The organism is Winogradskyella sp. PG-2, from assembly GCF_000828715.1.
In the GTDB taxonomy this organism is placed as follows: domain Bacteria; phylum Bacteroidota; class Bacteroidia; order Flavobacteriales; family Flavobacteriaceae; genus Winogradskyella.
In genome coordinates, this window is sequence record NZ_AP014583.1 from 1,180,267 (window position 1) to 1,194,491 (window position 14,225).

17 protein-coding genes and 1 pseudogene are annotated in these 14,225 nt (G+C 32.4%); all 18 read left to right on the forward strand.

Annotation, left to right across the window (positions count from 1 at the left end; genetic code table 11):
- The first annotated feature begins 138 nt into the window (after positions 1-138).
- The 18 genes and pseudogenes from WPG_RS05190 (at position 139) to WPG_RS05265 (ending at position 14,224) form a co-directional block, all read left to right on the forward strand.
- Positions 139-789: a 50S ribosomal protein L25/general stress protein Ctc gene (locus WPG_RS05190; RefSeq protein WP_045470156.1), complete on the forward strand. Its 651-nt coding sequence runs from the start codon at positions 139-141 to the stop codon at positions 787-789.
- A gap of 75 nt (positions 790-864) precedes the next feature.
- Positions 865-1,497 (forward strand): aminoacyl-tRNA hydrolase, encoded by a 633-nt coding sequence (gene pth, locus WPG_RS05195; RefSeq protein WP_045475209.1) that lies wholly within the window; start codon positions 865-867, stop codon positions 1,495-1,497.
- 20 nt (positions 1,498-1,517) lie between these two features.
- Positions 1,518-2,414, forward strand: a complete 897-nt coding sequence (locus WPG_RS05200; RefSeq protein ID WP_045470157.1) for a bifunctional riboflavin kinase/FAD synthetase — start codon at positions 1,518-1,520, stop codon at positions 2,412-2,414.
- Positions 2,407-3,714, forward strand: a complete 1,308-nt coding sequence (locus tag WPG_RS05205) for an HTTM domain-containing protein (protein ID WP_045470159.1) — start codon at positions 2,407-2,409, stop codon at positions 3,712-3,714. The genes WPG_RS05200 and WPG_RS05205 overlap by 8 nt, the downstream gene beginning before the upstream one ends.
- Positions 3,715-3,802: 88 nt before the next feature.
- Entirely contained in the window at positions 3,803-5,074 is a 1,272-nt protein-coding gene (gene serS / locus WPG_RS05210) for a serine--tRNA ligase (protein WP_045470161.1), read from the forward strand.
- A 383-nt stretch (positions 5,075-5,457) separates the two neighbouring features.
- Entirely contained in the window at positions 5,458-7,242 is a 1,785-nt protein-coding gene (locus WPG_RS05215; protein ID WP_045470163.1) for a tetratricopeptide repeat protein, read from the forward strand.
- A 64-nt stretch (positions 7,243-7,306) separates the two neighbouring features.
- Positions 7,307-7,432 (forward strand): hypothetical protein, encoded by a 126-nt coding sequence (locus tag WPG_RS18765; RefSeq protein ID WP_262507861.1) that lies wholly within the window; start codon positions 7,307-7,309, stop codon positions 7,430-7,432.
- A 47-nt stretch (positions 7,433-7,479) separates the two neighbouring features.
- Positions 7,480-7,800 (forward strand): DUF4286 family protein, encoded by a 321-nt coding sequence (locus WPG_RS05220; protein WP_045470165.1) that lies wholly within the window; start codon positions 7,480-7,482, stop codon positions 7,798-7,800.
- Between the two features lie 54 nt (positions 7,801-7,854).
- Positions 7,855-8,643 carry a 16S rRNA (adenine(1518)-N(6)/adenine(1519)-N(6))-dimethyltransferase RsmA gene (gene rsmA, locus WPG_RS05225; protein WP_045470167.1) on the forward strand — a complete coding sequence of 263 codons (789 nt, stop codon included), beginning with the start codon at positions 7,855-7,857 and terminating at the stop codon, positions 8,641-8,643.
- A 60-nt stretch (positions 8,644-8,703) separates the two neighbouring features.
- Complete coding sequence (gene mgtE / locus WPG_RS05230) at positions 8,704-10,074, forward strand: magnesium transporter (RefSeq protein ID WP_171817156.1); 1,371 nt, start codon at positions 8,704-8,706, stop codon at positions 10,072-10,074.
- 27 nt (positions 10,075-10,101) lie between these two features.
- Entirely contained in the window at positions 10,102-10,467 is a 366-nt protein-coding gene (locus WPG_RS05235) for a cupin domain-containing protein (RefSeq protein ID WP_045470168.1), read from the forward strand.
- A 135-nt stretch (positions 10,468-10,602) separates the two neighbouring features.
- Positions 10,603-11,319, forward strand: a complete 717-nt coding sequence (locus WPG_RS17260; protein ID WP_144374419.1) for a DUF6090 family protein — start codon at positions 10,603-10,605, stop codon at positions 11,317-11,319.
- Between the two features lie 41 nt (positions 11,320-11,360).
- Entirely contained in the window at positions 11,361-12,338 is a 978-nt protein-coding gene (locus tag WPG_RS05245; RefSeq protein WP_045470170.1) for a 2-hydroxyacid dehydrogenase, read from the forward strand.
- Between the two features lie 9 nt (positions 12,339-12,347).
- Positions 12,348-12,542: a hypothetical protein gene (locus WPG_RS18560; protein WP_231850294.1), complete on the forward strand. Its 195-nt coding sequence runs from the start codon at positions 12,348-12,350 to the stop codon at positions 12,540-12,542.
- Entirely contained in the window at positions 12,490-12,759 is a 270-nt protein-coding gene (locus tag WPG_RS18565) for a response regulator transcription factor (protein ID WP_316929990.1), read from the forward strand. The genes WPG_RS18560 and WPG_RS18565 overlap by 53 nt, the downstream gene beginning before the upstream one ends.
- An 84-nt stretch (positions 12,760-12,843) precedes the next feature.
- Positions 12,844-13,359 (forward strand): DUF4199 domain-containing protein, encoded by a 516-nt coding sequence (locus WPG_RS05255; protein ID WP_045470172.1) that lies wholly within the window; start codon positions 12,844-12,846, stop codon positions 13,357-13,359.
- A 19-nt stretch (positions 13,360-13,378) separates the two neighbouring features.
- Positions 13,379-13,834 (forward strand): annotated as a pseudogene (locus tag WPG_RS05260) (DUF1801 domain-containing protein).
- 3 nt (positions 13,835-13,837) lie between these two features.
- A complete protein-coding gene (locus WPG_RS05265) occupies positions 13,838-14,224 on the forward strand; it encodes a VOC family protein (RefSeq protein ID WP_045470174.1) in 387 nt (128 codons plus the stop codon).
- The last annotated feature ends 1 nt before the right edge of the window (position 14,225 follow it).

A 14,225-nucleotide genomic window follows, 5' to 3' on the forward strand; every position in this document is an offset into this window, starting at 1 on the left:
CTAATAACTTATTTAACTCTTCGTAAGTCTTGTCACAATAAAAAAGAGCAAGAAAACCCTAGTATTTCCATATAATATTTCTAAATTTGCAACCCTCAAAATGAGGGAATTAAAATTTATTAAATAAACATTTCAAAAATGAAATCAATTACAATTAACGGATCTCAAAGAGAAAGCGTAGGCAAAAAGTCAACTAAAGCCTTACGTAATGCTGGTCAGGTTCCTTGCGTTATATACGGAGGAGACAAGCCATTGCATTTCTCAGCACCAGAATTGGCATTCTCAAAACTCGTATATACAGCTAGCGCGCATACAGTTGTGATTACCCTAGATAATGGCGAAAAGTACAATGCTATAATGCAAGATATTCAGTTTCACCCAGTAACTGACAGAATTCTACATATAGATTTCTATCAGATTTTTGACAATAAAGCAATTACTATGGAAATTCCTGTACAACTTACAGGTTCATCTGCAGGTGTTTTAAATGGTGGTACTTTAAGAAGACCTTACCGTAAGCTTAGAGTTAAAGCAATTCCATCTAAACTTCCAGATGCTATAGAAATTGACATTACCCCATTAAAAATTGGCAGTAAGCTTTATATTACTGAATTAGAGAACGAAGATTATACGTTCTTACATCCAGAAAATACAGTTGTTTGTCAAGTGAGACGTAGTAGATTAGCTATTGTTGATGAAGAAGAGGAAGAAGAAGGTGAAGAAACTGCTGAGGGAGCTACTGCAGAAGGTGGAGCAGATTCACCAGCAGCTGAAGGAGCACAAGAATAGATTAAAACTATTTCAAATATTTAAAAAGCATTCTTTTACAGAATGCTTTTTTTATTTTTACAAAAACGTTATATAATGTGGAAGCTTTTTAAAAAGTGGCTTGGTTTTGGTAATAAAATTGAAAATGAAGAAACAGACATCATGAAGAAATTCTTAATCGTTGGTTTAGGAAACATTGGTGAAAAATATGCCAATACTAGACATAATATTGGTTTTAAAATTTTAGATCATCTGATTAAAAATGAAGAAGCAGCTTTTGAAACCTTAAAACTTGGTGATATCACTAGATTAAAAATTAAAGGACGCACGCTAATCCTTTTAAAACCTAGTACTTATATGAACCTAAGTGGTAAGGCTCTAAAATATTGGTTAGACAAAGAAAAGATTCCATTAGAGAATTTATTAGTGATTACCGACGATCTCAATCTACCTTTCGGGTCACTTCGTATAAAAACCAAAGGAAGTGATGGTGGTCATAACGGTTTAAAAGACATTCAAGATAAATTACAAACTATAAAATATAACCGTTTCAGATTCGGTATTAGTGATACTTTCAGTAAAGGGAGACAAGTAGATTATGTACTTGGAGAATGGAGTGATGATGAAAATACAAAATTAGATGAACGCTTAAAAGTAGCTTCTGATGTTATTAAATCTTTTGCATTAGCTGGTGTAAATAATACAATGAATCAATATAACGGGAAATAACAAAATACAAGATTTAAACTTTGGGTAAAGTAATAACTATAGGAACATTTGATGGTGTACATATTGGTCACCAAAAAATATTGAGTCAAGTTGTTAAATTGGCTAAACAACAGAATTATATTCCAGTAGTTTTAACCTTATTTCCGCACCCCAGAATGGTACTTCAACAAGACGATTCTATTAAATTACTACATACTATAGACGAGCGCATTCTAGTACTAAAATCGTTAGGCATAGAAGACGTTATTGTAAAAGAATTTACCCAAGAGTTTGCCAACCTCTCTGCCAAAGATTATGTGAAGAATATCTTGGTTGACGAATTAAACACCAAGCAAATCGTTATTGGCTATGATCATCACTTCGGCAAAAATAGAAGTGCTAACATAAAGGACTTAAAAACATTTGCGGACTTATACGATTTTGAGGTTGAAGAAATCTCTGCTCAAGATATCGAAGACGTAACAGTTAGTTCTACTAAAATTAGAACTGCTTTAAATAATGGAGAAGTCGCTTTAGCCAATTCATTTTTGGGCTATAATTATTTTATTACAGGATCCGTAGTTAAAGGAAAAGGGCTTGGAAGAACTATTGACTTTCCAACAGCTAACATTCACATTAAAGAAACATATAAATTAGTACCTAGTGACGGAGTTTATACTATAAAATCTCAAATTAAAAACAGAGCTATTTACGGTATGATGAATATAGGGACTAATCCTACAGTAGATGGAAAAACAAAATCTATTGAGGTACATTTCTTTGATTTTGATGAGGATATCTATAATTCAGAATTCAAAATTGAATTTCTAAAACGTCTTAGAAGTGAGCAAAAATTCAAAAGTCTTGAAGTCCTCAAGGCTCAACTTCAAAAAGATAAAGTGAATGCTTTAAATTACATCAACTCATTGGATGCATAAATTTCTTTTTAAACATATTGACAATTCAGGACTAATCGTTTTTAGAATCCTCTTTGGTTTATTATGTTTTTTAGAATCTATAGGTGCTGTATTTACAGGATGGGTTAGACGAACACTTATAGAACCAGAATTCACATTCTCATTTATAGGTTTTGAATGGCTACAACCATTACCAGGAAATTGGATGTATGTCTATTACATTGTTATGGGTGTTTTTAGTTTATTCATTATGGTTGGTTATAAATATAGATTTAGCATGTTTATGTTTGCCATGATGTGGGCAGCGACCTATCTCATGCAAAAATCGTCCTATAACAATCATTACTATTTACTAATGGTACTAAGTTTTTTAATGGTCTTTTTACCTGCAAATCGCTATGCTTCATTAGACGTAAAATTTAATCCTTCTCTAAAACGTATCTCTATGCCAAGTTGGTGTAAATGGGCTTTTGTATTACAATTGTTTATCCTTTACACTTATGCATCTATAGCAAAAATTTATCCTGATTGGTTAGATACAACTGTTATCGCTTTACTCATGAAAGGGAAGGCTAGTTATCCATTAATTGGTGAGCTTCTTCAACAAAAGACAACACATTATTTTATAGCTTATGGAGGTATTTTATTTGATGGTCTTATAATTCCTTTACTACTGTTTAAGAAAACACGTAAATATGCTTTTTTTGCTTCCATTTTCTTTCATTTGTTTAACTCAATAGTTTTTCAGATTGGTATTTTCCCTTATTTGTCTTTGGCATTTAGCCTATTCTTTTTTGAACCTAAAATAATTCAAACCATATTCCTAAAGAAAAAAGAGTTTTACAATTCGGACAAGATTAATATCCCAAAATATAGTGCTGTTTTAGTTAGTCTTTTTACTCTTTATTTTTTAGTTCATATAGCTCTTCCATTACGTCATCACTTTTTTGAAGATAATGTGCTATGGACCGAAGAAGGTCACAGATTGTCATGGAGAATGATGCTTCGTACTAAATCCGGAAACGTTAAGTATTCCGTTATTGATAAGGAAACTAATAATGCCGTTACTATTAAACTCAGTAATTATCTAACTAAAAAACAGCGACGTGGAGCCAGTTCTAAACCAGATGTGATATGGCAGTTTGCCCAACACCTCAAACAAGATTTTGCAAAGAAAGGTAAGTCCGTTGAAGTATACGTAAGAGCATATGTTAGTGTTAATGGAAAGCCTTCAAAACAACTCATAGATCCAAAAGTTGATCTAGCCAATGAAGAATGGTATCATTTTAAACATCACGATTGGATATTGCCTTCAAAATAGCCTGCTTTTTGTTTTTATCTGGTTAAATTCTTTTTACTTTTGTTCCCTGTTTTTATTACGCTTTTAGCGTAAATCCAAATTCATAGATATGTTAGAGGTTGCTGTTATTAAAGAGAATAAAGAAGACATCATTACACGTTTAGCAAAACGGAATATAGATGCTACCAAAATGGTTAATGAAGCCATCACTTTAGATGAAGATCGTAAAGCACTTCAAACAAAATTAGATAATACCAAAGCTGAATCTAATAGCCTATCAAAAGAAATCGGAAACTTATTTAAGTCTGGTGAAGTTCAAAAAGGAAACCTCTTAAAAGAAAAAACAAGGCAGCTAAAGGAGACTACAAAAACTTTAGAGCAAGAACTTAATGATAAAGTTGACGCATTAAAAGAATTGCTATATAAGATTCCTAATGTACCACATCCTTCTGTTCCAAATGGAAGTTCTGATGAAGATAATGAAGAGATTTACAATGAAGGAAATGTTCCTACATTACATGAGAATGCAAAACCACATTGGGAACTCGCTAAAACATATGGCATTATAGATTTTGAGCTAGGGAATAAAATCTCAGGAGCAGGATTCCCCGTTTATAAAGGGAAAGGTGCTAGATTACAACGTGCTTTAATTGCTTATTTTTTAGATAAAAACACTGCAGCAGGTTATACAGAATACCAATTACCACATTTGGTAAATGAAGCATCATGCTTCGGAACAGGACAATTGCCAGACAAGGAAGGGCAGATGTATCACGACTCTCGCGACGATTTATATTTAATTCCAACTGCAGAAGTTCCTGGAACAAATGTATTTAGAGATGTTCTATTAAGTGAAACTGAACTGCCAATTGGAATTACAGGATATACACCATGTTTTAGGAGAGAAGCTGGTAGCTATGGAGCTCATGTTCGTGGACTAAATAGACTGCATCAATTTGATAAAGTAGAAATTATTCGTGTGGAACATCCTAACAATTCATATAAAGCTTTTGAGGGTATGATAGAGCACGTTAAAGATATTTTACGCGAACTTAAATTACCTTTCAGAATCTTACGACTTTGTGGAGGAGACACTGGTTTTCCATCGGCAATGACATACGATTTTGAGGTTTTTTCTACAGCCCAAGACCGATGGTTAGAAATTTCTTCTGTTTCAAATTTTGAAACTTATCAAGCTAATCGATTAAAATTACGTTTCAAAAATAGTGACGGTAAAAATGAGCTTTGCCATACACTTAATGGAAGTTCACTAGCGTTACCAAGAGTTTTAGCAGGGATTTTAGAAAATTATCAAACTGCAGACGGAATTAAAATACCAGAAGTTTTAGTGCCTTATACAGGTTTTGATATTATTTCTTAACTTTAGTTTATTACCATATTTTCTCTATTTTGTTAAAAAAATAGGTTTTTGGTCGATTTTTTAAGCATTTCTTCGTTTATTTTCATTATTTTTATGATGTTAGCAGTCCCAATCTAGAACTAACCTAATTATGAAAGACCTAAAGCGCATTGTATTACTCATTGCATTAGCTGTTATGGTAACCAAAGTTTTGTTTTAACTATAATTAGAAATAGCAAAATAGTAAGACACCAAACAAAGTAATTGAATCATATTTATAACGAATAATGGTTAATAGCACATTTATTTTGCTGGTCAAAATGCCTAAACTCAAAGTTTAGGCATTTTTTTATAAAAACATTCACAATATCTAGGAGTAGCATTTGTTATATTTGAACATAAGCATGCAAAAGACTTTTTTAATTATACTCATAATATTCGGACTCAATTTTAGCCTAGCTCAAAATAGCGAGGCACTTGCGGATAGTTATTACAAAAAAGGAGAGTTTAAAAAAGCACTTATTATTTACCAAAACCTAAATAAAGAAAAGCCATATAGCTACAAATACATCTACAAACTCGTTGAAACCTATCAACAATTAGAGCAATATGATGAAGCTGAAAATATACTCGTACAACGTCTAGCAAAAAGACAGAATCCAACATTACTTGTTGAGCTTGGCTATAACTTTCAGCTTAAAGATAGTTTGACCAAAGCTGAAAAATTATATGATGATGCCATCTCCTATATAGATGCAAAACCAAATTACATATATAGCATTGCTAAAAAATTTGAGGATCATTCTTTATTAGATCAAGCCATTAAGGTTTATGATAAAGGAAAACTGCTTACGCCAGATAAAAACTATAGTATTCAGTTAGCACGCATCTATGGAGATAAAGGAAATATTGAAAAAATGTTTTCTAATTATATTGATTACATAGCATATAAACCCAATTACCTTAGCAATATAAAGCGCGCTATAAGTGATTTTATATCGGAAAATAAAACAAACGAAAACAACACCTATTTAAGACGTGCGCTATTGAAAAAAATTCAGCAAGAGCCTAATGAATATTGGTACGAAATGCTTAGCTGGTTGTATGTACAAGAGAAGGCGTATAACAAGTCTTTTAGTCAAGAAAAAGCACTTTATAAACGTAATCCCGAGAGTTTAGATCGTATTATAGAGTTAGCAATTACTGCGCTAGACGATAATGATGACGAAACATCAAAAGACATTTTTAATTACATTTTAGAAACCACACAAGATCCAAGTACTGCTTTAACAGCACACCAATATATATTAGAAATTGACACTAAAAATGCTTCTGAGAAAGAACTAAAACGAATTGATGAAACTTATAATGCATTATTTAAAGAGTTTGGCAAATCTGAATTAACCTTACCCTTACAACTAGCTTATGGTCAGTTTTTAGCATTTAACAAAAAAGATACAGACAGTGCTACTTCTTTTTTGCGTAAAAGTTTAAAATTAAATATCTCTGAATTTCAAGAAGCAAAAGTAAAATTGTTACTAGCAGATATTTTAGTACTACAAGAAAAGTTTAATGAAGCTTTAATTTTCTATTCTCAAATTCAAATGAGCCTAAAGAATAGTACGATCTCACAAGAAGCACGATTTAAAGTCGCAAAAACAAGTTATTATAAAGGTGACTTTGATTGGGCAGAATCTCAGCTTAAGATCTTAAAATCTTCAACTTCTCAACTCATTGCCAACGATGCTTTAGATTTAAAGCTTTTGATTTCGGATAATAAATTTGAAGACAGTTTACAAACCGCTTTAAAGCATTATGCAAAAGCAGATTTGTTCTCGTTCCAGAATAAAACAGATGATGCTATTTCACTTTTAGATAAAATATTAGAAGAACATAAAGGAGAAAGTATCACAGATCAAACCTTGTTTCAACAAGCCAAACTTTACGAGCAGAAAAAACAATACAATAAAGCAGAAGCTAATTATTTACTCATCATTAAAGATTGGCGAGAAGATATTTTAGCAGATGATGCACATTACTATTTGGCTGAACTCTACAATACCCACTTAACAAAACCAGAAGACGCCAAACAGCTCTACGAAAAAATTATCTTTGAGTTTGAAGACAGTATCTATTTTATTGAAGCTCGGAAAAAATTTCGAATGCTGAGAGGAGATATTATTAATTAGTAGATATCTATACACATCGGAAAATAAAATAGAAAATTATTAATTTTAATACCTTAAGTAGGTGATGAAATCACTAACCAAAAAACTAATAGATGTCTTTTTTTGGCTTCTTAAATGGGCAGTAATAATTATTATTGCAATTGCTATTATTTATATTGGATGGTGGTCTTATGGTGGTATTGAATTGTAATTCATACTTTTGCCATACTAAGTTATTTCAATACAAATTCCTTTAAAATGATCATATACAACGTCACTGTAAACGTCGACAAAACCATAAACACAGCATGGTTAAACTGGATGAAAGAACACATTCCAGAGGTTTTAGCTACTGGTAAGTTTAAAGAAGCAAAACTCACCAAAGTATTAGTCGCAGATGATGAAACCGACACCTATTCCATACAATATAGAGCGCACAGTAGAGAAGCCTTAGATGCATATTATGCAGAAGATGCAGAACGCCTTAGAGCAGATGGACTTAAACGTTGGGCTGATAAATCCTTAGCCTTTAGAACAGAATTAGAAGTTATTGATGAATATTCTGTTAACTTTAACTAATCTTGTCATTGGGAGCTTAAGCGAAGAATATCTATAAATTAATATTTCTTATTTGTGTCAAATCATAACCAAGTAAAAGCAAAAAAGCATCTAGGTCAACACTTCCTAACGGACGAGTCTATTGCACAAGATATAGCAGATAGTTTATCTCTAGAAGGCTATAATGATGTCTTAGAAATTGGACCAGGAATGGGAGTACTCACCAAATACTTGCTCAAAAAAGATACCACAACACATGTTATAGAAATTGATACTGAGTCCATAGACTACTTAAAAAACAACTACCTCAACCTTGCTAATCGCATTATAGAAAAAGACTTTTTAAAATACGATTTAAATCTTGTTTATGAGAATAAGCCTTTTGCTATTATTGGTAACTTCCCTTATAACATCTCATCACAAATTCTATTTAAAACCTTAGAATTAAGACACCAAATTCCTGAATTTTCTGGCATGTTTCAAAAAGAAGTTGCTAAACGTATTTGCTCTAAAGAAGGTTCTAAAGTCTATGGGATTTTATCCGTTTTAACTCAAGCATTTTACGATGCTGAATATCTCTTTACAGTGCCACCAGCGGTTTTTAATCCACCACCAAAAGTAGATTCTGGTGTCTTATTACTTAAGCGAAAAGCAGATTTTAAATTACCATGCGACGAAAAACTCTTTTTTAAAGTTGTAAAAACAGGTTTTCAGCAACGCAGAAAAACACTTCGTAACAGTTTAAAAACATTTAATCTATCGGATAATTTAAAAGCAAATACTATATTTGGGCAACGACCAGAGCAATTAAGTGTTTCACAATTTATTGAGTTGACGTCGTTAATTGAAAATGACATCAACTAATTTTCCTCTGCTGTCACTTTGTGCACAGTCGAAATCCATTAAAAGCGTCGTAATAATCACGTGGAAGAAATTCAAGACAACATACAATTTCAAGTCACTGATGAACTCATTGAAAAAGTAGAGATTCTTGTCGAAGACCAAAAGGGCAACGAACTCAAAGAACTTTTAAATGACTTTCACCATGCAGATATTGCTGAAATTTTAGATGAACTAAATCTAGATGATGCGGTCTATGTCATTAAACTTCTAGATTCTGAGTTGACATCAGATATCTTAATGGAATTAGATGAGGATGATCGCGAAGACATTCTTAAAAACCTTTCTGCTAAAGAAATTGCCGAAGAAGTTGAAGAGTTAGATACAGATGATGCTACAGATATCATTGCAGAACTACCCGAAGAACGACAGGAAGCTGTAATCTCTCAGATTGAAGATGAGGAACATAAGGCTGAAATACAAGAACTTCTAACTTATGATGATGACACAGCTGGTGGACTTATGGCCAAAGAGCTCGTTAAAGTTTACGAGACTTGGACCGTTGCTGGTTGTTTGCGTCGTATAAGAGGACAGGCAACAGAAGTGACTAGAGTACATTCTATTTATGTTGTAGATAAAGAAGAAAAACTCATAGGTCGTTTATCACTTAAAGATTTAATCGTTGCCAAAAGCGATCAGAAAATTGCTGATATTGCCAAGGATAATGTTGATTATGTTAACGTTAATGATGATGAAGAAGATGTTGCAAAAGTCATGGCGAAATACGATTTAGAAGCCATTCCTGTGGTTGACGATAACCAAACTTTATTAGGTAGAATTACCATTGATGATATTGTCGATGTCTTAAAAGAAGAAGCTGAAAAAGATTATCAATTAGCAGCAGGTATTACCCAAGACGTTGAAGCAGATGATAGTATTATCGAATTAACCAGAGCGCGTTTACCATGGCTATTTCTTGGGCTTATTGGTGGTGTTGGTGCGTTTATAATTATGGAGGGTTTTCAAAAAGCTTTTGACTCTTACAAAGTCCTATTCTTTTTCACGCCTTTAATTGCAGCAATGGCTGGTAATGTTGGTGTACAATCTAGTGCTATTATCGTACAAGGTCTGGCTAATGATGATGTTAAAGGAAGTATTAATCATCGGTTGATTAAAGAAATGCTTTTGGCTACTTTAAATGGTATCATATTAGCTCTTTTTCTTTTCCTTTTTGTTTGGGCTTGGGAAAAAGATTTCAGTACAGCTTTAGCTATTTCTATTTCACTGGTTGCTGTAATTATTGTAGCCGGAATAATAGGTACTTTTATACCCTTATTCCTAGGTAAAAGAGGTATAGATCCTGCTATAGCAACAGGTCCATTTATAACAACAAGCAACGATATTTTTGGAATTTTAATTTACTTCTGGATTGCAAAAATGATTTTAGTTATATAAAAGAAATTGCTTTCGTAACTTTACAACATGAAGGCAATAAACATCAAAGAAAAACATTCTCTATTTTCAAAACAGTGGCATCCACATCGTATTGCTACAGTTGATAATATGCAAGTGATACTTGCTAAAATTAAAGGTGAATTTGTATGGCATAGCCATGAAGATGAAGATGAACTATTTCAAGTTGTAAAAGGCACCTTATACATGCAATTTAGAGATAGAACTGAGGTCGTAAAAGAAGGAGAACTCATTGTGGTTCCAAAAGGAGTAGAACATAATCCATCTACTAAAGATGGAGAAGAAGTTCATCTTTTACTATTCGAAAAATTGGACACAACACATACTGGTGATGTTGAACATGAAATGACGCAGACTGAATATCCTTGGATATAATATTGTCAAAATAATACTATTTGTCATTCCGCACTTGATGCGGAATCCACTTTGAAGTTCAGTTGCATTATGGGTTAACTGCGTTGAACCTAAAGGTTTATCTGCCTTCGCAGGAATGACAAAATGTTTTAAATTATGATTAAATTCTTCCGAAAAATACGATACAATCTCATGGAAACAGGAAAAACGGGCAAATACTTAAAATACGCTATTGGTGAAATTATTCTTGTGGTTATTGGTATTCTCATAGCTCTTCAAATTAATAATTGGAATGAAAATCGTAAACAAAGTATAAGAGAGGCTTCTGTTCTTGAAGAATTAAAACAAGGTTTAGAATCGAATAGAAGTATTCTAGAAAAACGAAAACTACAATTCAAAGAGTTTCAAACCAAAAGCAAAAAACTAATAGAACATTTAGAAGCTAAACGGTCGTATCACGATTCTTTAGATCAGTATTTTTATGTACCAACTGGTAATTACTCTTTTGGTATATCTTATGCTACTTTCGAAAATCTAAAAAGTCAAGGATTAGATATAATCAGTAATAAGGATTTACGTCTTAATCTAGTTAAGCTATATGAGGAAGACTATTGGCTTTTAAAAGATCAAGAAACAAAAGTGGCAAATGCATTTACCAACACAACGCTACCATTTACACGACAGCATTTTAAGTTATTAAATGGCCCAACATACAAACCAAATAACTATAATAATATTTTAGAAAATGTAGAATTTCTGAATATACTTTATGAAAGCAATTATTTAGCAGAACTGTACTTTAGACAATGTGTTAAAGTCTCAGAAGCTACTTCTAATGTTATTGAGAAGATTAAAAATGAATTAAAGGAATAAGACCTAATTTAATAAGATTCCTGCTTTCGCAGGAAGTGAACATGAAAGTACTACACCTAGATAAAAACCACGAACTGCTCTTAAATCAACTCAACGATTTAGGCTTTACCAATCATGAAGATTATACGTCTTCAAAAGAAAGCATTGAAGCCAAAATTTCAGATTATGATGGTATAATTATTAGAAGTCGTTTTAGTATCGATAAACAATTCTTAGATAAAGCAACCAACTTAAAATTTATAGGACGCGTTGGTGCTGGGCTAGAAAACATAGATTGCAAATATGCTGAAGAGAAGGGTGTAACCCTTTTTAATGCACCAGAAGGAAACAGAAATGCTGTAGGCGAACATACCTTAGGAATGTTATTATCCTTATTCAACAAACTCAATAAAGCTGATAAAGAGGTAAGCCAAGGAAAATGGTTACGCGAAGCTAATCGTGGATTAGAATTAGATGGGAAAACCGTTGGATTGATTGGTTATGGTAATATGGGAAAAGCCTTCGCTAAAAAACTCAGAGGTTTTGATGTAGAAGTGCTATGCTATGACATTAAAGACAATGTTGGTGATGAAAATGCTAAACAAATAGCGCTTAGAGATCTTCAAGAAAAAGTAGATGTGTTGAGTTTACATACACCACAAACACCATTGACATTAAATATGGTGAATTCTGATTTTATTAATGGATTTAAAAAACCATTCTGGTTAATTAATACCGCTCGTGGTAAAAGTGTAGTTACAAAAGATTTAGTTTCAGCTTTAGACTCTGGGAAAATTTTAGGTGCTGGACTCGATGTTCTGGAATATGAAAAATCCTCTTTTGAAAATTTATTTAAAATTGATGAGCCCAAGTTCCGATGGATGCGAAAAGGTAAAAAGAGTAACTTACCTGAGGCTTTTCAATACTTAATTAATGCAGATAATATTATTCTATCACCACACGTCGCTGGTTGGACTGTTGAAAGTAAAATTAAACTCGCACAAACTATTGTCGATAAAATCAAAGCAAAATTTTGCTAATTTTAAAACATGAAGAAAACCATTCTTGTTTTTGGATTGTTAATATTGGCCTTATTGCTACTATTTCAATTCAGTAAATACGCTATCATTTCTGGCGATTTAAAAGTTGAATTAATTGTTGCTTGTATAGCAATCGTTTTCTTCTTTGTTGGTGTTTTTCTTAATAAAAAAAAGCCTACAGCAATCTGTAAAACCAATTTATGAGATTGACCATCAAAAAATAAAAGAACTAGATATTAGCAATCGCGAGTACGAGGTTTTACAAAAAATTGCTGAAGGTTTATCGAATAAAGAAATTGCCGAAAGTTTATTCTTATCCGAAAGCACTATTAAAACTCATGTTTCTAATTTACTAGTTAAGCTCGATGCTAAACGAAGAACACAAGCTATCACAAAGGCAAAATCGTTTCAAATCCTTTAATTTAAAGTACTTTTAGACTAAAGTATGAGCCCTAATCCATTGGCTAAACCTACATTTGTTGACATAATTCTAAACTAATACATTATGAAAAACACAATTGTAAAATATGGCGTTTACGCTTTTATCACAGCTTCTGTTTTATTCTTAGCAGGCTTCTTAATCGGTAAGCAAATAGACCTAGATTTTAGTACTATGGCTGTCTTTGGATATGCCACAATGGTAATATCTTTAATATTTGTTTATTTTGGGATTAAACACTTTAGAGACCATATTAATGAGGGTAAAGTATCCTTAGGAAAAGCTTTAATTATTGGATTACTTATTTCACTATTCTCAGCCATTGGATTTGCTATAGTAGATTACATATATACCACATCTATAAATCCAGATTTTGCTGTTGAATATAAAGATAATGCAATGACCCAACTGACTGAGGCCAACCTTACAGCTAAAGAACTTAAAATTAAAGTAGACGAACTTAAAGCTTCTATGGGAATGATGGAAAGTTCTTCCTTTATGGCATTCATCATGTTCGGAACCGTTATGATTATTGGATTTATTATATCTTTAATATCTGGATTAATCCTTCAACGAAAATAAAAACTAAATCAATCTTATTATGCAATACAAAGCAGACTCACCAGAAGAGTATATTAGCCAACTCCCAGAATAACGAAAAGGACCAATGACTAAACTCCATAACCTCATTAAAGAACACATGCCTGAGGGTTTAGAATCAGGAATGGGTTATGGTATGCCAGCGTATTATGTACCTAAATCTATTTATCCGGCTGGTTATCATTGTAAGCCATTTCCGCCTTTACCATTTTTAAATTTAGCCTCACAAAAAAACTTTATAGCATTCTATCATATGGGAATGTATGCAAAAAAAGAACTATACGATTGGTTTGTAGCAGAATACCCAAAACATTCTAAATATAAATTAGACATGGGTAAAAGCTGTGTACGCTTTAAGAAAATAGAAGATATTCCTTACGATTTAATAGAACAACTTCTAGGTAAAATGTCAGTTGAAGAATGGATTGAAATTTATGAAAATGCAATTAAAAAATAAACGATGAAAATACGAGTAACAGGAATAGGTGGTCTGTTTTTTAAAACTAAAGACCCAAAAGCATCAAAGGATTGGTACAAAAAACATTTGGGTTTTAATACAGATGATTATGGCTGTACATTTTGGTGGAAAGATAAAGAAGGGAATGATTGTTCTACACAATGGAGTCCGTTTGCCGAAGACACTAAATACTATGAGCCCTCTAAAAAAGACTTTATGTTTAATTACAGGGTTGAAAATTTAACAGAACTATTAGAAACTCTAAAAGAAGAAGGAGTAACAATTGTAGGTAAGATGGAAGAGTATGACTATGGTAAATTCGGTTGGATACTCGATAATGATGGCAATAAAATAGAACTCTGGGAACCTATAGACAGTGCTTTTCTATAAA